Here is a 25,189-nt window from a genome sequence, read left to right on the forward strand (position 1 = left end):
TCCAGTAGGCTCACGACGGTCCAAAAAGTTGGCGCGGCAAGAAAAATGCGCCCCTGTGGGCGCACCATCCCGTTCGCTATTCCGCTTTTTTAACGCGCGGCTTGCGACCGCGCGGCTTATCAACCAGCGCGGACTCACCGCTCTCGCGATACTGGCGGCACCAAGCCTTGACCGAAGACTCGCTGGGAATCTTGTGCTTGATCATGGCCTCGCGAACCGTTAAGCCGTTTTCCAAGCGGTCCTTGACCACGGCGAGCTTAACTTCGTACGAATAGGTGTGATGATGCGAACCGGCGTTGAGAACGGCGTCGGCACCGCCCACGGCATACGCGCGGGCCCACTGACGAGCCGTGGCCTGGGGAATGCCAAGCTCCGCGGCGAGGGCGCGATGACCGACCCCCTCTTGGAGGATCTCGACGGCGCGCTGCCTAACCTCGGGCGCATGCGTGCGAGTTCTAGTTGCTTCCGACATACCTGCCACTTCTTAGCCTTAACCGTTAATCTGCTTTCTTACGTGCAAGTTAGATAGTAGCATTTTACTGTTTGCTCAAAGCAGTTAATTAAAATAGACGCGGTGTTATCTGGGCATTTGGCACCAATTTACGACATTTCTTTATCGATTATTTACGCTGGTAGCTGACTCGCAGCTAATCGTCATTCGCTTGTCAACAAAATTGGCATCTCTTTATGTCCTTTGGCATAGAGGATATAGTTATTAACCCCTCCCCCAATAATTTTGAGTAATCGGCAAGGCAGTAGACGTCCTTACTCCTCATGATTACCGCGCATTGCCATCTACCGGAGCAAAACAAAAAGGGCGGGGCCTGCTGCGCTTGCAGGCCCCGCACCGGTTGACACCCGACGGGACACAGCCGGGCGAGGCGGATCCGTGCTACCGCCCCGCCTAGCCGCGATGTTCAACTACAGCTCGTTGGCCGCGTGATATGCCGTGCGAATGGCGTTCGCAATGTCGGCGGTGCGCTCGCCCGAGCAGTCTCCCACGCAGGTCACGGGCACCGTCACGCCATCCAGGTCAAACGCGTTGGCCTTCGAGCCCACGGCCATCACCACGTAATCGCAGGCGATCTTCACCGGCTCCCCGGCGCCGTCCTCGGTGGTACGAACGGCCTCCACGCCCTCGTCGGTAATGGCGGTCAGGCGGGTCTTAACGTGCTGCTCCACGTTGTGGGCGGCAAAGTCGCTCATAATCAGCGGCAGAATGGTCTCGGACTCGCCTGCGGCAATCTTGTCGAGCATCTCCACGATCGCCACCTCGCAGCCGTGCTGCAGCAGGTACTCGGCAGTCTCGGTGCCCACCAGGCCACCGCCAATGACGGCGACGCGCCCGCTGAGCTCCACCTTGCCGGCCAGCACGTCCCAGCTCGAGACGACCTTGTCCGAGTCGGCACCCGGAACGGGGATGACCACGTCGTGCGCGCCCACAGCCACAATCGCGGCGTCGGCGGCGTTGAGGTCCTCAGCGGTAGCGGCATGGTTGAGCTCGACCTTCACGCCCAGGCCGGGCAGAATCTTCTCGTAATACTCGACCGAGCGCATAATCTCATCCTTGCGCGGAGGCGCGGCCGCCAGCACAATCTGGCCGCCCAAGTGATCGCTCGCCTCATAGACGGTCACGTCGTAGCCGCGCTTGGCCGCCACGCGTGCGGCCTCCAGGCCGGCAATACCGCCGCCCACCACGGCGATCTTCTTGTCGCCCTCGCCCGGCTTAATGGCGATGGTCGCCTCGTCGCCGTTCTCGGCGTTGAGCACGCACGAGATGTACTTGCGGTTTTGAATCGCGTCGACGCAGCCCTTGTTGCAGTTGAGGCACTCGCGGATGGGCTCGCCGGTCGCGGCCTTCAGCGCAATGTCGGGGTCGCACATGAGCGAGCGGCCATAGGCGATGATGTCGGCCGCGCCGTCTTCCAGAATCTTCTCGCCGGCCTCGACCGAGACAACACGGCCGACGGTTGCCACCGGCACGGAGACCAGGGCCTTGACGCGCTCGGCCACGGGCAGCGTCCAGTTGTAGGGCATGGCACCCATGGGCGGAATGGTGTCGCCCATGTTGCCGGTATGGTTTGCCTGCGCAACCTGGATCATGTCGATGCCCGCACCCTCGAGCAGCTTGGCAAACTCGCAGGCCTCGTCGGGCTGCAGGCCACCCTTGCCGCGCGGCGTGCCGTCGGGGTTCTCCATGATCACGGGGAGCTTGTACTCCACCATCAGCTGCGGCGCGGCTTCCTTAATGGCGGCGACGACCTCCAGCGCGTAGCGAACGCGGTTCTCGAACGAACCACCGTACTCGTCGGTGCGCTTGTTGAGGATCGCGGAGCACAGCGAACCCACCAGACGGTCGCCGTGGACCTCGATGGCGTCGATGCCGGCCTGCTGCGCGCGGGCGGCCGAGGCGGCAATAGCCTCCTTGATCTGGGTAAGTTGCTCCACGGTGGCCTCGTTCACAAAGTGCTGCATGTCGTGGTGCAGCTTGGCGTAGGCCTGCTTGCGGATCTCGTTGGACTCGGCCATCTTGGCGGCGAAGGTCTCCTCGTCGCCGGCGGCCTTGGCCTCCTGCGCGGCCTTGGCGGCGGCCATGGAGCCCATGACCATGCGGCCGACGCCGGGCACGTCGTACTCGGGGTGGAACAGCTGCAGCGCGACCTTGGCGCCGTGCTTATGGACGGCGTCGGCCAGGGCCTTAAACGTGGGGATCTGGGCGTCGGTTGCCAGCTTGGGCGTGGGGCTCGCAGTCATGACGGGAGCGACGTCGCCGATGACGATGTAGCTCACGCCGCCACGGGCCAGGCGCTCGTAAAAAGCCAGGCTACGCTCGCCGATGGAACCGTCACGCTCCTCGTAGCCGGTGGTCAGCGGCGGGAACATAATGCGGTTCTTGAGCTCAAGGGGGCCAACCGTAATGGACTGGAGCAGCTTGGATGCAGGTGCGGTCATGGACATTCCTCTCTTGTAGGCGCGGCGGCGATGGTGCCGCGTAGTTGTCTAGAGGATATGGCATGGGGGTACAGCAGCACAACGGAAATCGGCGGATAGCAGGTAGCGGCAGGTGGATGGGGCGGGGCCGGCTCCCGGTTTGTCTCGATCTGTAACAGTTACTCAGCAAAACCGGGTCTTACTGTTACAGATCGAGACAAACCAAACCCGCCTGCCGGAAAATCTCAATCTGTAACAACAGCTCGGCAAAATGAGCCCCAGATGTTACAGGTCGAGACAAACACGACCCAACCCACCGGTATATCTCGGTCTGTAACACCTAGCCGCCCAAATCGGGTCTAGATGTTACAGATTGAGATTTTGTTTGAGAGGCTGAGAATTGGACCGAAAACACGGTCCCGGAATAACAAAAAAAGCTCGCCGGCTAGGCCGACGAGCTGCAAGTTCTTGGTCGCGGGGGCAGGATTTGAACCTACGACCTCCGGGTTATGAGCCCGGCGAGCTACCAGACTGCTCCACCCCGCAATGTCTGGGCGCCTCATGTGCGCAAGAAAGAATATTACGCGGGAGTTCGGTAAACGGCAAGGAAAATCTCGTAGAGCATAATTCCTTCATATTTAAACCCCTCAGCCCCTATCACCGTAAACGAATCGCAGCCGAGCGCCGTCGACGGCACGTATACAATGGTGCGCGTCCTTTTATGCCGACACCGGGAGTAGACATGCTGCTCGCTATCGATATGGGAAACACGCAGACGGCCATGGGCCTGTTTGACGGAGACGAGCTGGTGCAGTCGTGGCGCATGCCCACCGACCGCTCCTATACCGCCGACGAGATCCATGTGCGCCTGATGGGGTTCTTTAAGATGTACGGCCTTTCGCTCGATGCGGTCGATGCGATCGCCTTTGCCGGCGTGGTTCCGCAGCTCTCACGTGAGTGGCACGCCGTTGCCGACCGCATCGCGGCGGATGCCATCGTCATCGGGCCGCAGACGGCTGCCGTGACCAAGCTGCGCGCGGCGCGCCCCCAGGCCGTAGGTGCCGACCGCGTCGCCAACGCCGTTGCGGCCGAGACTTTCTACGGCGCGCCGGCAATCGTGGTGGACTTTGGCACCGCGACCAATATCGACGTCATCGATGAGGACGGTTATTACATTGGCGGGGCGATTGCGCCGGGCATCCGCATCTCCATGGACGCGCTTGCCGCCCGTGCCGCCAAGCTCGCCAGCGTGCCGCTCGAGGCGCCCGAGCACGCCATCGGTCGCGACACCGAAGAGTGCATCAAGGTCGGCGCCGTGATGGGCGCCGCCGCCATGGCCGAGGGCCTGGTCGCGCGCATGAAGCGCGAGCTGGGGCGCGAGGACGCCACCGTTATCGCCACGGGCGGCCTCGCCAGCATCGTTGCCGATTCGACCGACGCCTTCGACATAGTCGACGGGCAACTCACCATCAAGGGCATCTGCGAAATCTACCGCCGCATGCAGGAGCTGGGATAGAGTAAACGCCAGGTCGCAGCAACCAGCCGCCAATCCTATTCCTCAAAATCGAAAATTTTTCAGTTTTGAGGAATAGGATTTTTTGCTAAGCCTCGCCGCACAACCACCTCGCCAGGTCCACGATCTGCACCCCATCGCGATCCGTGGCCTCGTGATGCGTGCGGGCAAGAATCATCTTGGGATACGCATCGCCAATGCTCAGCAGTGGCGAAATCTCGCGTTCAAACGTCTTATCCGAGCTGATGTCGTCGCTCACCTGAATGTAGAGCTTCTCGCTTCGCCTGATTGCTACAAAGTCTATTTCCTTTTTATAGAGCACACCGACGTATACCTCGTATCCGCGGCGCAGCAGCTCGATGGCCACCATGTTCTCGTATACGCGTCCCCAATCCATATCACGTGTACCAAGCAGTGCGTATTTGAACGCGTGGTCTGCCAGGTAATACTTCTCGCCGCTCTTAAGGTATTTTTTGCCGCGAATGTCGTACCGACGAACTTTATAGAAGGCAAACGCATCGCACAGGTACCCCATGTACGTGCCGACCGTCTTGTTCGTAATCTTTAGCCCATCCGCATTCAAAACATCTGTAATGTTGCGTGCCGACGTTATGTTGGAGACGTTGTCCATCATGTAATCGGCAATGCGCAGCAGTGCCGATTCGTTTCTCACGTTATGCCGCTGCACGATATCCCTCACGATGAGCGTTTTGAAGACATTGGAGAGATATTGGTAGCGCTGCTCCTGCAGTGGATAAGGGTAAGAGCCGGACATACCGCCGGTTCTCGCGTACTCATCGAAGTCGCGATCGACCTCGCCCTTGTCACTATAGAGGCGATACTCCTCAAACGAGAATGGGAAAACCTCGATCTCGAACGTGCGCCCCGTAAAGAGCGTCGACAGATCGCTCGACAGCAAAAAGGCGTTCGATCCGGTGATGAAGATGTCGTACTGCTCGGATGCATGGAGGCTGTTGATCGCGCGTTCAAAGCCGTCGCACATCTGAACCTCGTCGATAAGCAGGAAGTTTTGCTTGTCGGACACTCGATGCTCTTTCACATAGGCGAGCAGGGCATGATATTCGAGCAGGCCCTCGAACTCGTCGAGGTTGTAATTGATATGGATGACATTCGAATTGGACAGATTTGCCTCCGCGTAATCGCGGAGGGCCTCGAGCAATTTTGACTTACCGCTACGGCGAATGCCCGTTATGACCTTGATGTCCGGTACGCCAATAAGGCTCGTCAACGTGTCCATATATGACGTTCTATTGATGAGTTTCATTGGTGCCTCCCTGCGGTCTTCTATCGCTATTCCTCAAAAACGAAAATTATTCAGTTTTGAGGAATAGACTCTGCAACGAATATACCTCGTTAAAGGCCGAGCTGGCTTAATTCTATTCCTCAAAATCGAAAGATTTTCAGTTTTGAGGAATAGAACCGCGATGCCACCCTGTAGTCGCGTAAAGACCCTCCCCGGCATAGCCGAGGAGGGTCTTGTTGTCATCGCTATCTTTGAGCGCGGGCGCCTCGCGTTACAGTCCGCGAATCCGTACGGCCTCGGGCGGAAACTCCTGCTCGCCGGCATCAGTCTTGATGGTCGCGCGGCCCCAGATGTCCAGGCCCGCAAACACGCCCACCGCGAGCGGCAGGCCGTTGGGCGACACCGCCGCGACCTGACGACCCAGCAGTGGCACCATGTCAAAGTACTCGCCCAGCACCGGAGCCAGCGGGCCGGCGGCACCCTGCGGCGTGTTCGCGACGGCAGCCCAGGCATCCACGCGGGCCAGCACGGCGGCGGCCAACGCCTCGATCAGCGCCTCATCTGCCATATCCACGCCGAGCTCGCCCAGCGCCGCACGCTCAACATCCACCGTCACCGCGGCAAACATACCCGCGGCACCGGCACCACCGTTGACGGCAACACGCGCGAGCGACGTCTCAAACGCAGGCGCACCGCACACGATATCGCTCGGCCACTGGATACCCACCTTGCCGGCAAGGCCCAGGCCCGGCGTCGACGCTGTGCCCACGAGCGCGTCCATCATGCCCATCGCGGCCACAAACGGCAGGCCGTGGAAGGCGTGCATATTCACATCCGGACGCACGACCAGCGAAAACGTCAGCGAAGCATCGCCCACGCTCCAAGCGCACCAACCCGCGGACGCACCCTCGCGACCCGCGTCGCGCGCGGCGTCAAGCTCGGTGCCAGCGGCAACAGTATTCATCTCGATCATCTACATGCGCCCCAATTCGCCCACGATATGGCCCACGCGGTCCTCGGGCTCCTTGACCTCGACGCCGTTGTAGCGGAAGAACCGCGCCGGGTCGTGCATCAGGTCCTCGAGCGGCACCAGCACAAAGTCGCGCTCGCCGATCAGCGGATGCGGCAGACGCAGCTTTTTGCCGCCGTGGGTCTCGCCGTCCATCCACAGCAGATCCAGGTCGATGGTGCGCGGGCCGTTGGCCTTGGCCTTTTTGGAACGGTCGCGGCCCAGCTCGGCCTCGATCTTCATGAGCTCGTCGAGCAGCACCAACGGCGCCAGCTCGGTCTTAATCTCGATGACGGCGTTGGCAAACGCGTCCTGGCGCATCTCGTAGGCCGGCTCGCTCTCGTAGATCTTGGAGGAGTTGGACACGCAGGTGAGTGGAATCTCGGCGATCATGTCGCGTGCGGCGCGGATGTTGTCACAGCGATGCCCCAGGTTGGAGCCCACGGCCACAAACGCGCGGCGCGGCTGCGGCTTGGCAACCGCCCAGTAGCCGTTCAGGAACTGCGCAAAACCCGCGGCGTCGTGCACGCGCACGATGTTGGCACCGGCCTGGATGGCGCCCAGGCACACGCCAAACGTAGCGGCATCGCGCTCGGCGGCCTCGGTCACGCCCGAGACGGCGCCCACAAAGCGCTTGCGCGATACGGCGCACATGAGCGGATAGCCCAGTGACGCCATCTTGGCAGTCTCGCGCTGGATAACGATGTCCTCGTTAGCCGACTTACCAAAGCCCGGGCCAGGATCGATGCAGATGCGGTCGCGCGACACGCCGGCGTGGATGAGCGCGCGGGCCTGGTCGGACAGAAAGCCCATGACGCGGCGCATGATGGGCGCCGAATCGGGCAGGGTGAAGCGGCGGAGCTGCGAGGTGGGCACGTAGGCTTCCTCGCGGCGGGCGCTGCGGCGCATCATGGCGGCCAGGTGGTCATTGGGCTCCGATGCGGCCTCGGTGGCTGCGGGCGCGGCCTCGGGCGCGGGCGCGACGGTCTCGGCGGCAGTAGCCTGCTCGGCGGCGGGCGCCTCCTGCTCGCTTGCGGGCTCAGACGTGGGCTCCGGTTCACCAAACGGCAGCGAGGGCTGCACCACGCCACCCGGGAGCTTTGCCTCGGGCTTAGGGTCGCCCAGCAGCTTGCCACGGCGACGGCGGGCAGGCTTCTCCGCCTCGCGCGCGGCCTCAGCAGCCGCTTCGCGCGCCTTCTCGGCAACAAACGCCGCTGCCGAGGTATCGAGCTGCACCGTTGCGTGCGTGCGGGTAGGCGCGACGACCTCGCCGGCATGCATCACGATGACGCCGCAGGTGCTCGTCTTAACAAACTCGACCATCTTGGGGTCGGTGAAGCCGGTCACGTCGTTGACGATCGAGGCACCGCAGCGCACGGCCGCCTTGGCAACCGCCACATGACGGGTGTCGATCGAGACAATTGCGCCCTCCTTGGCCAGCGCGCGCACCACGGGCAGCACGCGGCGAGCCTCCTCGTCGGGATTGACCGGGGTAAAGCCGGGGCGCGTGGACTCGCCGCCCACGTCGATGATGTCGGCGCCGGCGTCGAGCATCGCCAGGCCATACTCGATCGCGGCGTCCGGGTCGAAGTGCTCCCCGCCATCGCTAAACGAATCGGGCGTCACGTTGAGGACGCCCATGATGCGCGGACGGTCAAAGCTGAGCTCATACTTTCCGCACCGCCATGTCTTGCTGTCGTTCGCCATGAACATCCTCCTAAAATGCCCACGCCGCCGCGCTCGGGCGCTGGCGGCGGGGTCGCTTTGCACTCAGTCTTTCTATTGTATCCGCGCGCGCGGGCTAGAACGCAAACGCGGCCGCGATGTCGCAAGAAATCAGCAGGTCGGCATTTGCATCCTGATCGGTGGGAGCGAGGTTGCATATGGCCAGCGTATCGCCGGTAAAGTATCGCGTAAGGCCCGCCGCCGGATACACCACGAGCGAGGTCCCGCCTACAATGAGGGCATCGGCCGCGGCGATGGCGGCAACGGCACCGGTCAACACATGCTCGTTGAGCGGCTCCTCGTAGAGCACCACATCGGGCTTGATGCGACCACCGCACGCGGGGCACACGGGCACGCCCGCGGCGTCCTCGTGCTCGCGCGAGCAAATCCACTCGGCGCTATAGACCGCTCCGCACGACTGGCAAATGTTGCGATGGACCGATCCGTGCAACTCAAACACGCGCTGCGAGCCCGCCATCTGATGCAAGCCGTCGATGTTTTGCGTCACCACAGCATCAAGCTTGCCGGCGCGCTCCAGCTCGGCCAGCTTGGTGTGGCAGCGGTTGGGCTTAGCGTTAAGCGCGATCATCTTGGTGCGGTAAAAGTCGAAGAACTCCGCCGGATGTGTCTCGTAAAAGCCGTGCGAGAGCATGGTTTCGGGCAGATAGGCAAACTGCTGGTGATACAGGCCGTCCACGCTGCGAAAATCGGGAATGCCGCTTGCCGTGGAAACACCAGCGCCGCCAAAGAACACCGCGCGCTCGTGGGTATTGAACAGCTCCGCCAGCGCGGCGGAGGCCTGCTTGGGGTCCGATATTGCCTGCGTCATATGAGTCCTCCGTCCTTGTTAGTCGGGCAGCGTTGGGCGATGTCCCAGCATGCGGCCTTTAAGTCAGCATGCGCGGAGCCCGCCCCGCCCCTGTTGCGCTAATCTTAAGCCTGCCAACCCCGTCGAAAGGACACCATGCCTCAGACTTACACTTTCGCCTCGTGGAACGTCAACGGCCTGCGCGCCGTGCTCAAAAAGGACCCGAGCTTTATCCAGATCGCGCAAGAACTCGACGTCGATATCCTGGCGCTGCAAGAGACCAAGCTGCAAGAAGGCCAGGTCGATATTGACCTGCCCGGCTATCACCAAACCTGGAGCTACGCCGAGCGTAAAGGCTATTCGGGCACCGCGGTCTTTAGCCGCCAGGAACCGCTGCGCGTGCTGCACGCCGATGCGCTGCTGTCCTACGCCGGCGAGGGTGAGGCGGCCGCACTCGTCGCCCAAGCCGTAACCGAGGGCCGCGTCTGCGCGCTCGAGTTCGACAAGTTTTGGTTTGTCGACGTCTATACGCCCAACGCCCAAAATGAGCTCGCGCGCATCGATGTGCGCATGGCCTGGGACGATGCCTACCGCGGCTTTTTGAACGCGCTCGAGCGCGAGACCGGCAAACCCATCGTGACCTGCGGCGACTTTAACGTGGCGCACGAGGAGATCGACCTTAAGAACCCCAAGTCCAACCGCGGCAACGCGGGCTTTTCGGACGAGGAGCGCGGCAAGTTCACCGAGCTACTCAACGCCGGCTTTACCGATACATGGCGCACGGCAAACCCCGACGTCGAGGGCGTCTACAGCTGGTGGAGCTATCGCTTTAATGCCCGCAAGAACAACGCCGGCTGGCGCATCGACTACTTCCTGGTAAGCGACGCAATCGCCGACAACGTACGCGACACCGGCATCCGCGGCGACATCTTTGGCAGCGACCACTGCCCCGTCACCCTCACGCTGGAGCTCTAGCCCCAGCTGATCCCCTGGGGACGGAGGGAAACGGATCATTTTGGGCCTCGTGAGAGTATCCGCGTGACCCATCCGCCACGAAACACGCCCATCTACTACGTTTAAGCCACCACCCTCAACCACAGCGAACAACGCAAAAAGAAAACCGCAGGTAGAAAGCCTGCGGTTTTTCATAAAACGCGGTCATGGTCGGGAGTATCAAGCTAAACGTAGTAGATGGGCCAGTTTCGTGGCAAGCGCCGTCAACTGATTCCCTGGGGACATCTGGGGACGGAAGAAAATGGATCAATTTGGCTCTCTGAGGGCCACGATGCCCGTCATATCAGCCGGCCATTCCAAAACTATGCCGGTTTACGGGGCTGAATCGCGAACCCCCAACCATACGCAATTCCGAGATAATAAAACCGCAGGTGAACGGCTTGCTCTATTTCGAAAAAAGCCGGCATGGTCTGCCTGCGCCAATCTAGCCCCGTAAACCGGCATAGTTTTGAAATGGCACCGAAGCAGTATTGATTCTCGCCCCAGTGCAACCGGCCTTACAGCCCGTATTTCACGACGACACGGTTAATGCGACGGCACCAAGGCTTGTACAAGGCGGCCAAAAACACGCAGGTCGCAAGGCCGTGCGTAATATCGAACGGCACTGCCGTGGCAAGACGCGCCACGGCACCCGCCCAAGTAAGCGGCTGTACAAAACCAATGATGTCATACGCGTTGATCACGACGCCATAGAGCAGGCCCGACGCAAAGCCGTACGCCAGCAGTGCTGGCATGCGCACGGTGCCGTCGACGCGGTCGAACGCACCCGCATACGCTAGCGCGCCGCCAACATAGCCAACCAGCCCCCAGGCATACATCTGCCACGGCGTCCACATCCCCTGTCCAAAAAAGAAATTGCTGGTCAGCGCCGCCAGTGCGCCAACCATAAAACCATTGCGGCGACCAAGCGTCGCCCCCGCAATAATGGCAATGGCGCTCACCGGCTTAAAGTCGGGAATGGGACCGAACAAGATGCGCCCCGCCGCGGCCAACGCCGCCAACACCAGCGTGGGCATAATCTGGCGCAGGCCCGGGCGCGACGCCTCGTAACCCGCAAAGAACAGCGCAAGCACCAGTGCCACCACGACAAGCATGGCAAGCGCCGCCTGCTCAATACCTGCCAGCAACGCCGCAGCCATCACCGCAGGAACCGCCAGCAGCAGCGGGATTTCCATATGTTGCAAGACGCGCGACAACGGCAGCCCCCATCAAACGAATGTCCGTTTATGGTAGCACGGGCAAAATGAGGCCGACCAATCCCCCGGCCGGCCTTGGCTGCCAGTCGATCAGGCTTTCGCCACGCGACCGGTCTTGGCGCTATTCGCCCGTAACTTTAGCGGCAATGGCCGCGACAAAAGGATCAAACAGCAAGCCGCCCACAACGACAAAGGCCCATCCGCCCACCACGAGGCGAACCCAACGCGAGAAAAACGGCACACCGTCGATAACGCCAACGCCTGACTGAAACGCGACTTCAAATAGCCCGATAATGCAGAAGAGCAGAGTAGCGCCCACAACGGTTCCGCAAATCCGTGCGCCCGGAGTGTTCCGATCAAAACCAAAAAACTCAACGCACGTCTCAATTGCTTTGCCAAAGAGCGGCAAAAAACCCACGAACTGTGCAATACCGATGGCCAGAATAAGCTGCCCCCAGAAACCAGTAAGTCCCTGAAAATCTAAGCCAGGCTTTCCCTCAACAATCGGCAGAAATGAACACATGAACAGAGGATTAACGATGCCGTTGAGAATGGTCACAGCGGTACTCTTTTTTAGTGTCAAGTAGACCAACTCCTTTTGCCCTTGTCGGCCAGGCCCAAAAGGCGAAAACAGGTGTTACATAAGTGAATCGGGAGACGGCAGGAATGGAGACGCCAGCGCCGTCGCGCCAAACAAAACCGCGCACCCAAATAGAAGCGTTTCATAGCTCTCGCCAATGCAGAAGGAGAGGGCCACGGGAATCAAAAACGTAAGCCCCAGCGAAACGGTGCTCACCACGCCACCGGCACTTCCTGCAAGCCCCTCGCGCACCTCGGGCAACATGTAGGGTAGCGACTGAACGACCGGACCGGCGACGGCAGTCGAAGCGCCAATCGCAAACATGAGCCCGACAGAAGGCTGAGAGACAAAAGCCTCTCCGGCCCACATAAGGGCACTCCCCGCCATTGCGGCGATGGCCATAAACACGCGATAGTCGCCAAATTGCGCTCGCGCGTAGGGACCGGCCACGCTGCCGACAATCGACCCAAGCGTCACGAAAGAGGCAAGAAGCCCGGCGACCTGGGGTTCGGTTGAAACCTCAAGTGCCGAGACAAGATAACCCGAGTACGCCGTAGCCGATGCAAGGGCGACTCCAAGCAGTATCGCCACGAGCCAAACCATCGGCATCTTGATTACCGTCGCAAACGCACTTGCCGACGACGAAGCAGGCTCCGCACCCTGAACGCCAAGGCCATCTGCAGCCTGCAGAACATCTGCCGATGGCGCAACCAGCAGCCACAGCAATCCAAACACGGCAAATAAAACGGCAGCAAGGGCATATGCTCGTCCGGGCGTTGCAAAGAGAGGAGAGGTTGCAAGCGAGCAGGCGATTCCGCCCGACCCCGCAGCGTAGAACCATCCCATGGCCCTATCGGTTTCTCCGCCAAAAGCGGAACCAAGCACTTTTAGAACGATGGCATTCACGACGCATGGTGCCGCGCCCAGAAGCATGGTCGCCGTGAACAGCGTCGCAAACGATGCGCACTCCGCGCGAGCAGCCGCTGCAATTGCAGAAATCGCCGATGCGATGAATACGAGCACCTTCACGCCATATCGATCGGCGCAAACGCCGACAGGCATGCCGAATACAACGGCAGGAACAAACGGGGCAAACAGGACGGCTGAAAACTCGGCCGAGGTCAGATGCAGGTCCGACACAACCAGATGTGCCAATCCCGACACCTGATACCGCGCGTAGTTCGCAGCAAACACGATGCCGCACACCACAAACAGCAGGGCATATTTTTCGACCGTCCCTTTGCTCACGTTCATCACCCTATCTATGCTTCATCCTTGCGATAGACGACGCGTCCGTTAAAGATCGTCGTCTCGACTTCGAGATCGCGAAGCGCCATCGGGTTCATTTCAAACGGATTGCCCGACAGGATGACGATATCGGCAAGCTTGCCGGCGGCAAGGCTGCCCAAACGGCGCTCAAAGCCCTCGACATATGCTGAGCCGAGCGTGTGCGCTTGCAGCGTCTCGCCGAGCGTCAGGGCATTCTCGCGGAAGTATCCCTCCGCCGGGTGCCCGTCAAACTCGCTACGCGTCACCGCAGCATACACGGTATCGATAGGATCGATTGACATCACCGCAGGCCAGTCGGTACCAAGCCCCAAGTGGATTCCGCCATCGGCCTCTTCCCTATAGCGCCACATGTGGCTCATGCGCTCTTCGCCAAGAGACTCCTCGTACACGCCCTGCCCAAGGCCTCCGATGGGATGCTGCGGCTGAATCGCAGCATTAATGCCCAGGCGCTTCATGCGAGCAATATCCTCGAGCTTCAGGTTATCTGTATGCTCGATAGCAAAACGCGCCCCCTTGTTGCCGCACACCTCCTCGGCACGCTCGACGGCATCGATAATCATCGTGGCCGATGCGTCGCCGATAGCATGGATACGAACATCGAAACCATTCTTGTTGGCCTCGAGCACCATACAGTCAAGCGTCTCCTGGTTGCACGCCGGCTCGCCGCGGAAGTCCTTTCCCGTGGGGGCGTTAAGATACGGCTCGTGCATGTAGGCCGTGTAGGCCTCGGGGCAGCCGTCCAAAATGTACTTGAGACCCGCCATGCGCACGCGCTCGCTGTGATGACGCGCACGCAGCGCCTGCGACTCTGCCATCGGAGCATCGAGCGCAGAATAGTAGCTGATGCGCAGCGTGCTCAGGTCCTCGCTCGCCAGTCGGTCATAGATGTCGTACACGCCGGGCGTGGTCACGCCCAAAGGATACATATCGCCAATCGAAGTGATGCCGAGCTTGTTAAACTTGCGCATCGACTTGAGCAGCGAAGCATCAAGATCCGGTTTATTGAGAACAACATCGAGCAAGATGTTCGTCGCCTGGGGCTCGGATAAAAAGCCATTCGGCTCGCCGTTGTCAAAGTGGCGAATAAGACCACCTTCAGGCGTCGGTGTATTGCGATCAATACCAACCGCCCTAAGCGCGGCGGTATTGCACCACACCACGTGCATCGAAAAATCCGAAAGCACGATTGGGCGGTCGATATCGAGTGCATCGAGGCTGCGGCAATCAGGGTCAATCGGGTTTTCCCATGCAGGCGAATACCAACCCTGGCCGTAAATCCACGGATTGTCAGGGTGTTCGGCAGCAAACTTTGCCACAGCATCCACGCAAGCCTGCTCGCTCGGCAGGAACATCAGATCGCAACAGAAGTCTTCATCCTTCTGGATTGAACCAAGCGCAAAATGCATGTGTGAATCGTTGAATCCGGGCATGACCAGTTTGTTGCCGGCGTCAATAACCTCAGTATCGGGACCGATAAACGGCTGCACCTTATCGGGAGAGCCCACGGCCACAATCTCGCTGCCGCGAACTGCAACGCACCCAGCGCGAGGCTCAAGTTCCTCGGCCGTAAACAGCGCCGTCGTCTTAAGGACGATATCAGCGGGAACTACCGCCTCCATGGCTACTCACTGTCCTTAGCGACGGCGGCCTGCATGGCCTTGCGACCGAGCTCGGGCAGGAAGAAAACCGGAACCACGGAAAGCAGGAAGCAGAGGCTCTCGAGACCCATGTTCACAGTGTAGTCGGCACCAGCAACGGCAGAGATACCGATGGGCAGGAAATAACTCATGAGCAGGGAGATGGTGCCCACGATACCGCCAGCTGAACCAGCATACTTATCACCAATCTCGGGAAGGAGAACAGGCATGGACTGCATGATCGGGCCGTTGATGGCGGTAAAGAAGCCATTGATGACCAAAATCGCCCACAGAAGGAAACCGACCGGGGTGTACCACGTCACGAACATCGATATGGCACCGATGAGAGTGGTGACGATGAGGAAACCCTTGAACTTGCCAAGCTTATCGCAGAACGCAGGCCCCACGATGCAGCCGAAAAAGCTGCCAACGGTAACAATTGCGGCCATGAAACCAGCAGTGGCGACGTCTATGCCCTTGCCAAGCTGAAGCGCCTGAGGCAGGAAACCGGCATAGGCAGTGGTAGAGGCAAGTCCAAAACCGACGCCGATGGAGATTAGCCACACGCCAGGACTCTTGATAGCAACCTTAAGGTAGTCGAGCACGGGCTCGGGCTCGGGGAGCGATTGCCCCTCGGGCACATCTCGGTCAAGCACGATCCAAAGAACCCAGGAGATGGTCATAACGACAGCAGCGACCATATAGGAGTTAAAGACGCTGCCAAACAAGCCGGCACAGATCTGAGCGACAACGATTGCAACGCACGAAGCCGCGTAGAACAAGCCCATGGCGAAACCAGTCTGCTCACGGAACCAGATGCCGAGCACCTTGATGAGGTTAGCGTTGAGCGCAGAGATGCCCGTGCCAATTAGAAACATCGATGCCATTTGCATAGTGAACGAATCGAGCGTAAAGCAGCGGAGAAAGCCACCGGCGACTGAAATTGCAGTGCAAGCCGTAACAACTTTCTTAGAACCGATGCGATCGCCAAGGGCGCCCAACGGAATCGAAAAGAAAACGGCAGTAAGCATAGGAACGAGAAACAGCATCGAAAAGCCGACGGTATCGATATTGAGCATAGGCATGACCTCGACGGCAAGCGCCGAGACCTGATACTGCATGTAGTTAGCCATAAAGCACAGCAGGCAAACGACCGAAACAATCGCCCAACGCCATGAAGGAAGCTTCTCTTCCATGATGGCCCCTTTAATAAGTCGGAATAATCGAACAGCTTGGAGAACCGGGCCCTGGCTCTTAGGTATTCATATTTTGCGATTGGCCCCTCACCGAAACCATTCGGCTAACGGCTTATCATCATTCGAAAAAAGGAGTAGTATCTCTACGCAAATTAACTAAAATGCCAGCTAAACCACTACGCAATCTCATCGGAGGTCATCTTGAGCTTTTTGTCCGATTCTGAATGGCTCTGCTTAAACGATCTCGTGCTTTCGATTAATTCCATCGACAGCGACCGCGAGTTTCGCTCGACCGTCCTCAAAAAGCTGCGTTTTCTCATCCCCTACGAGTCGGCTGCATTTTTCCTGAGCGACCTTTCCAGGGATCTCGTATCCACCCCGCAAGAATGGAAAACGCGCGTCTTTCTTGACCCTCTTGGCATCGATGTCCCCGCTGGGATGCTCGAGCTCTACACCGAAAAGTACTGGCAGCAGGACATGATCGTCGCCCACCGCAATCTTACGCGCTCGACGGTGCTGCGCGAGTCCGATCAGCTCAGCCCTGGCGATATAGACAGCAGTTATATGAAGGATTATCTTGGCGGCCGCCACGTCGTCAACGTCAGTTTCTTTAATGACGAGGGCTTTTTGGGATCGCTCAATCTTAATCGCAAGAAAGAAGAGGGCGACTTTAGCGATCGTGAAGTTCAAATCCTTGAGCTCATCGAACCGCACCTCACGAACCGACTATCAAAATGGCGTGTACGCGCCGACCGCAGTTCGTCTGAAATCGTATTTGCTCACGACTACGATGTCTCAGCGCGCGAAATCGATGTGTGTCGTTGCGTGTTATCGGGCATGGACAACGCGGCCATCGCCGAAGAGCTCTCCATCAGCACTGGCACCGTTAAAAAGCATCTGGAGAACATCTTTCGAAAAACGCGGGTCAATAGCCGTGTTGGGCTTATGGCGCTCCTTCAGCAGTACACGGCGCTCAAACAGTAAGCCCGATCTCGCCCCACGAACCCCATCACGGCCCATAAAACACGTTGTCGGCAAAAAAGTCGGCGGGCGGCTCCATACAGGCAATCTCGCCGTCAAACATCATGGCGATGTCGTCGGCTACCTGCTCGGCAAAATCCAGGTCGTGCGTTGCCATGATGACGGTGCCGCCAGCCCGCGCATGGTCGCGCAGGGCGCGGGCGATGATGCGGCGGCTCTCCAGGTCCAAGCCCTTCGTGGGCTCGTCAAGCAGCAGCAGCTCGGGGCCAATCAGCAGCAGCTTTGCCAGCGCGAGCAGCTGGCGCTGTCCGCCCGAGAGGTCGTAGGGGTGACGCGTCTCCAGGCCGTCCAATCCCAGTTGCGCCGCACGCTCCCGCGCCAAGTTCTCGTCATATCCGCAGGTCGAGGCCCATTCCATCAGCTCATCGCGAACCGTCTCGGCAACCAGCAATGCTTTGGGATTCTGAGGCAGCAGCGCCGCCGAGGCCGCTCCGCGCATCATGCGGCCGCGCTGCAGCTTGGCGGTCTTCGCCAGCACCGAAAGCATTGTCGACTTGCCGCAGCCGTTACCGCCAACAACCGCATGCACCGCGCCAGCCGAAAACGACGCATCGAGCCCGCGCAGCACCCAACCGCCCGCGCGATCGTAGCGAAACCAGCTCCCTGCCAGGGTGGTAGCCGACCCAGCGTGCATTTTTTGGAGTATTCTGCTTCCATCCGTGCGCGGGAAGGCTTCCGAGCCGTTCTTGAGCGACGTTTGCGCCACAAATTCGGACGATTTGTCCAATTCCGAACTTTTTTTCGCGCTCGATACGTCCACGGGCGACTCCAGAGAGCCCAAACTGTCCTCACGCCTGCTGAATACTCCTGTTTTTGCACATCGGATGGCACCCCACCCCAACATGTCATCGGAAAACAGCGATTCTCGGCGTCCCAAAGAAGCCATATCCGCCACCTCGCGCACGCGGCCGCCCTCAATCCGGTACGCACACGTCGCATACTCGAGCATCGGCCGCGGCTGATGCGTCGCCACAACAACCGTGCAGCCCAGCTCGCGATTCACGCGAAACAGCGCGTGCAGAAAATTCTTCTCGGCAACGGGATCGAGCTGAGACGTGGGCTCGTCGAGCAGCAGCACGCGTGGGCGTAGCGTCAGAACGGCCGCCAACGACAGCAACTGTTTGCGACCACCCGAAAGCGTGTCAGTATCGCGGTGAAGCCAATCTTCCAGCCCAAAGAAATAGCTGGTCTCAGCTACGCGACGGCGCATCTCGTCGCGCGACACACCCAGATTCTCTAGGCCAAACGCCATCTCGTGCCACACGGTTTCGCACACGATCTGGTTCTCGGGATCCTGAAACACGTAGCCCACGCGCTCCGCGGACGCCCGGACGTCCATATCGGCAACGTTCTCACCCAGCACGCGCAGTTCGCCAGTGCGCTCGCCCGCCGGAGCGATCTCGGGCTTGAGCAGCGACAGCAGCGTCGATTTGCCCGACCCGGTACCGCCAACAAGCAGCGCAAACGCACCTTGGGAAACACGCCAATCAAGTCCCTCGAGCACCGGTGCCTCGGCCCCGGGATAGGCAAAACTAAGGCCTCGCACCTCAATCGCCGGCGCGGCCGAGCCATATGCCACACCCGCCGCCGAGCTCCTATCAAACCGAGCCATCAGCCAAACCTCTTCTCATCAATCGCATGCAACGCACAAGGCAGCACCATCCAGGCAGCGTACACGACATAGCCTGGCCACGGCGACGGCACCGAGAGCTGCGGATAAAACGAATACTGCGTCGTCGCGGTCCACGCCACTGCCGCCGTGGCCACGCCAAACAACGCAAGCCCAACCAGCGCGGCAATGTCGCTGCGCCCCAGTCGATACCTCGCATACGTCGTACGACGCGTCGCGGCACCCCACCCGCGCGAGCGCATCGCGTCCGCGCGCTCCAGCGAATCTTCCATGCCCCAGCCCATCAACACACTCGATGCCCGCAAGCGCGAACGCACGGGGTCGGCCGGCGCGCGGCCCGGCACATCAATCGCATCCTGCACCGCCATCACCGTACGACCGCGGCGCAAAAACTGCGGGATAAGCCTCATGCACATCGAGATCATGAGCGCAATCACCGGTGCGGCATTGCCCAGCAGCGCGAGCACCTTATCGTATTCGAGCATCGATGCCGCGGCCTCAAACCACAACACGCTCGCCACAAACAGCCCGCCCATGCACAGGCCGTATACCATGCTCTCCAGATACACCGCGCGCATGCCAATACGGAACAGCTCCGTCGAGCCCGAGGCGCTAAACAGCGGATTGAGCACCGCAACGATCAAAATCACCGGCAGCTGCCAGCGGAGTGCGCCCAGCGTGCGGGCAGCCCCACGCGTCGCAAATCCATACGCCAGCCCGCCCGCAAGTGACAGCGCAATCAGCACCGGCTGCATCGAGAACATAGTGAGCCCCAGCGTCAGCACTATATAGAGTGCCGGCACAGCCGGATGCGACATCGAGAACGCCGCGACGGGCTCGCCGCCAAACTCCTCTCGTATGTTGTCCACGGGCACCCCCGTCCCCTCGCTCAAACGACAGCTCCGCAGCACCGCCAACGCCGCACGCAAGCAGTGCAAACGCCACGCCGGCGGCGCAAGCCCCAACCGCCGCAAACCAATCGCTACGCGCTCGTCATATGCCTGCGGTATCATATTGCGCCGTGTATCGTTTCCAAACACACGTCTCTATAACGTAACAGGAGATCACATGGACGCAACCGCAATTATCCTCGCTGCCGGCGAGGGCACCCGCATGAAGTCGAACCACTGCAAGGTTTCGCACAAGATCCTGGGTAAGCCCATGGTCCAGTGGATCGTCGACGCTACCATCAAGGCCGGCTGCAGCCGCGTCGTGGTTGTCATCGGCAGCCACGCCGACGAGATGCGCGCCCTCATCGACGGCGCCTACGCCAACAGCGCCACCAAGGTCGAGTGCGTCGAGCAGACCGAGCGTCTGGGCACCGGTCACGCCGTGAAGGTCGCGCTCGAGGCCTGTGGCATCACGCAAGGCCCCGTCGTGGTGCTCAACGGCGACCTGCCGCTCATCACCGCCGACACCGTCGCCAAGTTCGCGCAAACCGTCGCCACCGGCGAGCTCGCCTGCACCGTCATGACCATGACCCCGCCCAATCCTTTCGGCTACGGCCGCATCAAGCTGGGCGCCGATGGTCAGATCGAGCGCATCATCGAGCAGAAGGACTGCACGCCCGAGCAGGCCGCCACACTGCTGGAGTGCAACGCCGGCTGCTACGCCTTTGACGGCGCGCAACTCGCCGCCCACATTAACGAGATCGGCAACGACAACGCGCAATCCGAGTACTACCTGCCCGACATGCTCGAGATCCTCAAAGGCCACGGCCAGGCTGTCTCCATCTTCCACTGCGACGACTACCGCGACGGCCTGGGCGTCAACAGCCGCATCCAGCTCGCACAGCTCACCGCCATCGCGCGCGACCGCATCAACGAGCACTGGATGGCCGAGGGCGTCACGTTCATCGACCCCACGCAGGCCTGGATCGGCCCCGATGCCGTTATCGGCCGCGATACCGTCGTGTGGCCGCAGACGCACCTGATCGGCCACGTCACCGTGGGCGAGGAGTGCCAGCTCGGCCCCAACAGCCGTCTCACCGACACCACCGTCGGCAGCGGCTGCACCATCGATGAGACCATCGCCATCGAGGCCGTCATCGAGAACGGCGTCGACTGCGGCCCGCGCGCCTACCTGCGCCCGGGCACCCACATGCTCGACGGCTCCAAGGCCGGCACGCACGTGGAGATCAAGAAGTCCACGATCGGCGAGGGCTCCAAGGTGCCGCACCTGTCCTACATCGGCGACACCACCATGGGCTCCGGCGTCAACGTGGGCGCGGGCTCTATCACCTGCAACTACGACGGCGTGCACAAGCACAAGACCGTCATCGGCAAGGACGCCTTCATTGGCTCCGACACCATGATGGTCGCGCCCGCCCAGATTGGCGACGGTGCGCTCGTGGCCGCCGGCTCCGTCATCACCGAGCCGGTCCCGGCCGACGCACTTGGTCTGGGCCGCGCCCGTCAGGTAAATATTGAGGGCTGGGCCGCCGATTACCGCCGCCGCCTGCACGAGGACGACGAGGTATAACGTTTTACCAAGCACAAAAGGAGCTGCTCCATGGGGGCGGCTCCTTTTTCTATCGTGACCTGCGCGACCGGATGAGTGGTCGGTTCGTGTCCGTTGACGGTAAAGACGTTATCAAGACTCGATAAGCCCCGCCGCGCGGTTACAATGCAACAAGGCATCTATATGGCATTCGATGTATAAAGGAGAAGGGTAATGCCGATTAATGATCCCGAGAAGTCGGAGAATATGCGCAAGTCCATCCGCGTGTATTCCGGTTCCTCCAACCGTCCCCTCGCTCAGAAGATTGCTGAGTACCTTGGGGTCGAGCTTTCGGGCCTTACGCTAAAGCAGTTCGCCAATGGTGAGATTTACGCCCGCTACGACGAGACCGTCCGCGGCGCCGACGTCTTCCTGATTCAGTCCGTGGCCGGCGGCAACGTCAACGACATGCTCATGGAGCTGCTCATCGCCACCGACGCTGCCAAGCGCGCATCCGCCCGCTCCATCACCGCCGTTATCACCCACTACGGCTATGCCCGCCAGGACCGCAAGGCCGGCCCGCGCGAGCCCATCACCGCCCGCCTCGTCGCCAACCTGCTCGAGCGCGCCGGCGTCAACCGCATCATCACCCTCGACCTGCACCAGGGCCAGATCCAGGGCTTCTTCGATATCCCGGTTAACCACCTGTCCGCACTGCCGCTGTTTGGCCAGTACTACAACGACATGCACTTCGACACCGACAACCTGGTTGTCGTCTCCCCCGACGTGGGTCGCGCCAAGGCCGCCAAGAAGCTGTCCGACATGCTCGGCTGCGACCTGGCCATCGCCCACAAGGGCCGTCCGCGCCACAACGCCGCCGAGGTCATGGGCATCATCGGTGACATCAAGGGCAAGACCTGCATCATCAACGACGACATGATCGACACCGCTGGCACCCTGTGCGCCAACGTCAAGGAGCTCAAGGCTATGGGCGCCGGCGACATCTACGTCTGCGCCACCCACGGCATCTTCTCCGGTCCGGCCATCGAGCGCCTGAACGATGCCCCCATCGTCGAGTGCGTCGTCACCGACGCCATCCCCGTCGAGGTCGGCGGCAAGATCAAGACTATCTCGGTCGCCGAGGAGTTCGCTCAGGCCATCTCCGCCGTTTACCACGAGGAGCCCGTCTCCACGCTCGTCGGCGGCGACTTCGCGCTGTAGCCTGCCGCGCATCGCATCATCTTTGATGCTTTTAAAGGGTCGGAAGCTCGCTTCCGACCCTTTTTCTATCCCTCGCCAACCTTCCCTGGACAATTAGTTCAGATACGTATTTTTTAAAGCTCCGAAGGGCCGTTCGAAGCCTTCTGAGCTCCCCAGCGGATGTCATGCCGCCCAAAGCTCATCGTTTTCGAGTACAACCGCCGCATATTTACCCTCAAATCGTCATCGAAGGCCCTTAGAAACGCCTCGAACGCCCGCCGCCTTATACGTATCTGAACTAACTATCCAGTAACTATCGTCAACCTTCGCGGCAGAGCTCAATTTCCTGCAATCCCCTCAACCGATTCCACCGATTTCCTAACACCCGGCCGTTCATGGCGCCCAGCACCCCGCTGAGCGAAAAGAACGGTATGGCGGTCGCATTCTGCCGCCAACTTAGTACGTTATAGCTATGACGACCGTGATTTCACATTTCTCCGCCCTCCGCGCAATTCGTCGCGCACGACGGGCGTACTCTGCCCTACCCTGGAACTCCATTGATAGTGAACAGCAAGCACAGGCCTTGGCTAGCTGCATTCCCAATAATGACGCGATAGACTTTGGCGCACTTTCGATACTCGACGCCTGGAATGAAGATGATTCCGAGCTGCTCGATCTTCTCGTTTCAAACGAAGGCAACCGACGCCCCGACAAGCGACTTCTTCAGCATATTCTCTCCGCTTCGCTTCCTGAAGGTGCAATTATGCACATCGAGGCCGACATCTACGCAACGTCTCCTGCCATGACAGCCATGCTTTGTTCCAAAAATGAATCAGTCGCCAAAACCTTGATGCTTCTCATGGAACTGCTCGGAACCTACTCCCTTCCTCCCGGGGCAACATACCCCATTGCTTATGACGACATCTGGCCCAAGGGCGATGTCTACGAAGCGATGGACGACCTCGATTGCCGGGACGACCAGTCGGCGACCGAGCAGCAGAACGAAACCCGCTATGAACAAGCGCACTACAAATGCGAGCCCGCCACGACCATCGAAGAGCTCGAGGCGGTCGCACGGTTCGCCAAAAGTAGCTCATACGCCTCGTTTCGCACGGCAGTCAAACTCGCCCGAGCTGGATCCGCATCCCCAGCCGAATCCCTAATGTTTGCCGTTCTCGGAGCGTCCATGCGCTTTGGCGGATTCGGATGTTGCAGCCTGCCCATGGGAGGCCTGCTACTCAACTATCGAATCGACTTCGACACTCTTGCGGTCAACATGTCCTCCGGCATCCCTTACGCCATCTGCGACCTGTATTGCCCGGCAGCCGGAGTCGACAACGAATACAACGGAATTGGGCATGAGCTTCAAAACGCTCGCATCCACGATGGCAATCGAAATAATGGCCTCAAGGCAATGGGCATCCACGTCCTGGTTATCAATCGCGACCAAATGAAAGACCTTGTTGCACTCGAAGCCTTCGCCCAAACGATGCATCGACTCGCAGGAGTCCGATTCCGATATCGCATCAAGGGCTATCGCAAGCGTCAGGCCGCTTGGCTCAACGCTCTGCGGGCCGGAATCGGCCTTGCGCCGGTCTAAACGGCGAATCACCCGTGCGCCGTCGAACAGGGCTGGACAGTTAGTTCAAATACGTATAAATAGACACATTGAATTAGGCTGTTTTACAGCTATCTCTATACCATTCGCCCTATTTGAAAGCGGGGCAGACTTCAAAACAGCGTCATATGGACTAACTAAAGTTCCAAAACAACGTATCGGCATTGAATTGAGTGATTCGAGTCTTCAGAACTTATACGTATCTGAACTAACTGTCCACCTCTAATTTCGACGGCCGTCCAAACGCGCCCAAACGCCCTCAATTACCCTCCATTTGACAGCGGCAACAGGGTCGCTCACCATAGCAGGCGACAAATCAACGAAAGGATGAACATGGCAGCTGCACAGCCGCTTAAGATTCGCATGGTTGCCGGACTTGGCAACCCGGGCGAAGAATATGCCGAGACCCGCCACAACGCCGGCTTTAAGGCAATCGACGAGCTGGCCCGTCAGGCCGGCGTCACGTACTGGAAAAACCAGGCCGGCGCCAAGGTCGCGCTCATCAATATCAACGATGCCGAGGAAGAGGGTGGCAAGCGCCAGATCGTGCTGGTCAAGCCGCAGTCGTATATGAATACCTCGGGTGGCCCCATCTCCAAGCTCTGCCGCGAGTACAAGATCAAGGCCGAGGAGCTACTCGTGATTCACGACGAGCTCGACATTCCCGCCGGCGACGTGCGCGTCAAGGTGGGCGGTGGCCACGCCGGCCACAACGGCCTGCGCTCCATCATCGACAAGATGGGCAGCCGCGACTTTAGCCGTATCCGCACCGGCATCGGCAACCCTCCCGGCAAAATGCCCGTGGCAGACTACGTGCTCAAGCGGCTGCGCGCCCGCGAGGCCGAGGACTTCCAGGACACCTGCGCCCGCGCCGCCGACGCCGCCGGCCTGGCAATCGTGCACGGCGTGATCTATGCCCGCGACCACGTCAACGGTGCCGCCTCCGCCAACGGCAAGCACTAAAACCTACCGTTTAGGGACAGGTTTATTTTGGCAGGTTTTATCTGCGGAAACGCCACGGTGGCCGCATCGCAATAAACCCCGCACTGCCATACACACATAGCGCCCCAAAGGGGGCCGGCCTCAACGAAGCGCGAG

20 protein-coding genes and 1 tRNA gene are annotated in these 25,189 nt (G+C 60.1%); 7 read left to right on the forward strand and 14 right to left on the reverse strand.

The annotated features are described in order from the left end of the window. Positions 1-76 precede the first annotated feature (76 nt). The 3 genes from ACEG18_RS08200 to ACEG18_RS08210 form a co-directional block, all read right to left on the reverse strand. On the reverse strand, positions 77-472 hold the full coding sequence (locus ACEG18_RS08200; protein WP_089573462.1) for a helix-turn-helix domain-containing protein: 396 nt from the start codon (positions 470-472) through the stop codon (positions 77-79). Positions 473-921: 449 nt separating this feature from the next. Further along, positions 922-2,952: a bilirubin reductase, long form gene (gene bilR, locus ACEG18_RS08205; RefSeq protein ID WP_372542258.1), complete on the reverse strand. Its 2,031-nt coding sequence runs from the start codon at positions 2,950-2,952 to the stop codon at positions 922-924. A 448-nt stretch (positions 2,953-3,400) separates the two neighbouring features. Further along, positions 3,401-3,477 (reverse strand) — tRNA-Met (locus ACEG18_RS08210). A 196-nt stretch (positions 3,478-3,673) separates the two neighbouring features. On the opposite strand from ACEG18_RS08210, the gene ACEG18_RS08215 reads away from it, so the two are divergent. Beyond that, the gene (locus ACEG18_RS08215) at positions 3,674-4,447 is read left to right on the forward strand and encodes a type III pantothenate kinase (RefSeq protein WP_055251517.1); all 774 of its coding nucleotides are present in this window, start codon (positions 3,674-3,676) and stop codon (positions 4,445-4,447) included. An 85-nt stretch (positions 4,448-4,532) separates the two neighbouring features. Here the strand turns inward: ACEG18_RS08215 and ACEG18_RS08220 are convergent, their stop codons facing one another. The 4 genes from ACEG18_RS08220 to ACEG18_RS08235 all read right to left on the reverse strand — a co-directional run bounded on the left by ACEG18_RS08220 (position 4,533) and on the right by ACEG18_RS08235 (position 9,271). Then, a complete protein-coding gene (locus tag ACEG18_RS08220) occupies positions 4,533-5,729 on the reverse strand; it encodes an ATP-binding protein (RefSeq protein ID WP_372542259.1) in 1,197 nt (398 codons plus the stop codon). Positions 5,730-5,979: 250 nt separating this feature from the next. Beyond that, a complete protein-coding gene (locus tag ACEG18_RS08225) occupies positions 5,980-6,681 on the reverse strand; it encodes a hypothetical protein (RefSeq protein ID WP_372542261.1) in 702 nt (233 codons plus the stop codon). Then, a complete protein-coding gene (folP, locus tag ACEG18_RS08230) occupies positions 6,682-8,424 on the reverse strand; it encodes a dihydropteroate synthase (protein ID WP_372542263.1) in 1,743 nt (580 codons plus the stop codon). 94 nt (positions 8,425-8,518) lie between these two features. Beyond that, on the reverse strand, positions 8,519-9,271 hold the full coding sequence (locus tag ACEG18_RS08235) for an NAD-dependent protein deacylase (protein WP_372542265.1): 753 nt from the start codon (positions 9,269-9,271) through the stop codon (positions 8,519-8,521). Between the two features lie 135 nt (positions 9,272-9,406). Here ACEG18_RS08235 and ACEG18_RS08240 point away from each other — a divergent pair, with 135 nt between their 5' ends. Then, complete coding sequence (locus ACEG18_RS08240) at positions 9,407-10,225, forward strand: exodeoxyribonuclease III (RefSeq protein WP_372542267.1); 819 nt, start codon at positions 9,407-9,409, stop codon at positions 10,223-10,225. A 536-nt stretch (positions 10,226-10,761) separates the two neighbouring features. Here ACEG18_RS08240 and ACEG18_RS08245 read toward each other — a convergent pair. The 5 genes from ACEG18_RS08245 to ACEG18_RS08265 form a co-directional block, all read right to left on the reverse strand. Continuing rightward, positions 10,762-11,460 (reverse strand): DUF6580 family putative transport protein, encoded by a 699-nt coding sequence (locus tag ACEG18_RS08245; protein ID WP_233504104.1) that lies wholly within the window; start codon positions 11,458-11,460, stop codon positions 10,762-10,764. 121 nt (positions 11,461-11,581) lie between these two features. Further along, the gene (locus ACEG18_RS08250; protein ID WP_117778675.1) at positions 11,582-12,019 is read right to left on the reverse strand and encodes a hypothetical protein; all 438 of its coding nucleotides are present in this window, start codon (positions 12,017-12,019) and stop codon (positions 11,582-11,584) included. Positions 12,020-12,097: 78 nt separating this feature from the next. After that, the gene (locus tag ACEG18_RS08255; protein ID WP_372542269.1) at positions 12,098-13,288 is read right to left on the reverse strand and encodes an MFS transporter; all 1,191 of its coding nucleotides are present in this window, start codon (positions 13,286-13,288) and stop codon (positions 12,098-12,100) included. A gap of 14 nt (positions 13,289-13,302) precedes the next feature. Continuing rightward, complete coding sequence (locus ACEG18_RS08260; RefSeq protein WP_372542270.1) at positions 13,303-14,949, reverse strand: amidohydrolase; 1,647 nt, start codon at positions 14,947-14,949, stop codon at positions 13,303-13,305. Between the two features lie 2 nt (positions 14,950-14,951). Beyond that, positions 14,952-16,163, reverse strand: coding sequence for an MFS transporter (locus ACEG18_RS08265; RefSeq protein ID WP_372542272.1), 1,212 nt, complete (start codon positions 16,161-16,163; stop codon positions 14,952-14,954). Between the two features lie 201 nt (positions 16,164-16,364). Here ACEG18_RS08265 and ACEG18_RS08270 point away from each other — a divergent pair, with 201 nt between their 5' ends. Then, positions 16,365-17,147, forward strand: coding sequence for a helix-turn-helix transcriptional regulator (locus tag ACEG18_RS08270; RefSeq protein ID WP_372542274.1), 783 nt, complete (start codon positions 16,365-16,367; stop codon positions 17,145-17,147). Between the two features lie 25 nt (positions 17,148-17,172). Here the strand turns inward: ACEG18_RS08270 and ACEG18_RS08275 are convergent, their stop codons facing one another. Then, positions 17,173-18,816 carry an ABC transporter ATP-binding protein gene (locus tag ACEG18_RS08275; RefSeq protein ID WP_372542276.1) on the reverse strand — a complete coding sequence of 548 codons (1,644 nt, stop codon included), beginning with the start codon at positions 18,814-18,816 and terminating at the stop codon, positions 17,173-17,175. Further along, positions 18,816-19,703 carry an energy-coupling factor transporter transmembrane component T gene (locus ACEG18_RS08280; protein WP_372542277.1) on the reverse strand — a complete coding sequence of 296 codons (888 nt, stop codon included), beginning with the start codon at positions 19,701-19,703 and terminating at the stop codon, positions 18,816-18,818. The genes ACEG18_RS08275 and ACEG18_RS08280 overlap by 1 nt, the downstream gene beginning before the upstream one ends. 199 nt (positions 19,704-19,902) lie before the next feature. Here ACEG18_RS08280 and glmU point away from each other — a divergent pair, with 199 nt between their 5' ends. From glmU to pth, 4 genes are all read left to right on the forward strand, one after another. Continuing rightward, positions 19,903-21,315, forward strand: coding sequence for a bifunctional UDP-N-acetylglucosamine diphosphorylase/glucosamine-1-phosphate N-acetyltransferase GlmU (gene glmU / locus ACEG18_RS08285; RefSeq protein WP_372542279.1), 1,413 nt, complete (start codon positions 19,903-19,905; stop codon positions 21,313-21,315). A gap of 192 nt (positions 21,316-21,507) precedes the next feature. After that, positions 21,508-22,494 carry a ribose-phosphate diphosphokinase gene (locus tag ACEG18_RS08290; protein WP_089573682.1) on the forward strand — a complete coding sequence of 329 codons (987 nt, stop codon included), beginning with the start codon at positions 21,508-21,510 and terminating at the stop codon, positions 22,492-22,494. A gap of 562 nt (positions 22,495-23,056) precedes the next feature. Continuing rightward, complete coding sequence (locus tag ACEG18_RS08295; protein WP_372542281.1) at positions 23,057-24,073, forward strand: putative endonuclease domain-containing protein; 1,017 nt, start codon at positions 23,057-23,059, stop codon at positions 24,071-24,073. Positions 24,074-24,424: 351 nt separating this feature from the next. Then, entirely contained in the window at positions 24,425-25,054 is a 630-nt protein-coding gene (gene pth / locus ACEG18_RS08300; RefSeq protein WP_372542282.1) for an aminoacyl-tRNA hydrolase, read from the forward strand. Positions 25,055-25,189 lie beyond the last annotated feature (135 nt).

It is taken from the genome of Collinsella aerofaciens, assembly GCF_041537385.1.
GTDB lineage: Bacteria > Actinomycetota > Coriobacteriia > Coriobacteriales > Coriobacteriaceae > Collinsella > Collinsella aerofaciens_BV.

What these genes read in the sequence shown, in the direction of transcription:
- ACEG18_RS08235 (WP_372542265.1), bottom strand. Translation starts at nt 9,271, where the DNA reads ATGACGCAGGCAATATCGGACCCCAAGCAGGCCTCCGCCGCGCTGGCG.
- glmU (WP_372542279.1), top strand. Translation starts at nt 19,903, where the DNA reads ATGGACGCAACCGCAATTATCCTCGCTGCCGGCGAGGGCACCCGCATG.
- ACEG18_RS08215 (WP_055251517.1), top strand. Translation starts at nt 3,674, where the DNA reads ATGCTGCTCGCTATCGATATGGGAAACACGCAGACGGCCATGGGCCTG.
- ACEG18_RS08200 (WP_089573462.1), bottom strand. Translation starts at nt 472, where the DNA reads ATGTCGGAAGCAACTAGAACTCGCACGCATGCGCCCGAGGTTAGGCAG.
- ACEG18_RS08240 (WP_372542267.1), top strand. Translation starts at nt 9,407, where the DNA reads ATGCCTCAGACTTACACTTTCGCCTCGTGGAACGTCAACGGCCTGCGC.
- pth (WP_372542282.1), top strand. Translation starts at nt 24,425, where the DNA reads ATGGCAGCTGCACAGCCGCTTAAGATTCGCATGGTTGCCGGACTTGGC.
- folP (WP_372542263.1), bottom strand. Translation starts at nt 8,424, where the DNA reads ATGGCGAACGACAGCAAGACATGGCGGTGCGGAAAGTATGAGCTCAGC.
- ACEG18_RS08275 (WP_372542276.1), bottom strand. Translation starts at nt 18,816, where the DNA reads ATGGCTCGGTTTGATAGGAGCTCGGCGGCGGGTGTGGCATATGGCTCG.
- ACEG18_RS08260 (WP_372542270.1), bottom strand. Translation starts at nt 14,949, where the DNA reads ATGGAGGCGGTAGTTCCCGCTGATATCGTCCTTAAGACGACGGCGCTG.
- ACEG18_RS08225 (WP_372542261.1), bottom strand. Translation starts at nt 6,681, where the DNA reads ATGATCGAGATGAATACTGTTGCCGCTGGCACCGAGCTTGACGCCGCG.
- ACEG18_RS08220 (WP_372542259.1), bottom strand. Translation starts at nt 5,729, where the DNA reads ATGAAACTCATCAATAGAACGTCATATATGGACACGTTGACGAGCCTT.
- ACEG18_RS08265 (WP_372542272.1), bottom strand. Translation starts at nt 16,163, where the DNA reads ATGGAAGAGAAGCTTCCTTCATGGCGTTGGGCGATTGTTTCGGTCGTT.
- bilR (WP_372542258.1), bottom strand. Translation starts at nt 2,952, where the DNA reads ATGACCGCACCTGCATCCAAGCTGCTCCAGTCCATTACGGTTGGCCCC.
- ACEG18_RS08290 (WP_089573682.1), top strand. Translation starts at nt 21,508, where the DNA reads ATGCCGATTAATGATCCCGAGAAGTCGGAGAATATGCGCAAGTCCATC.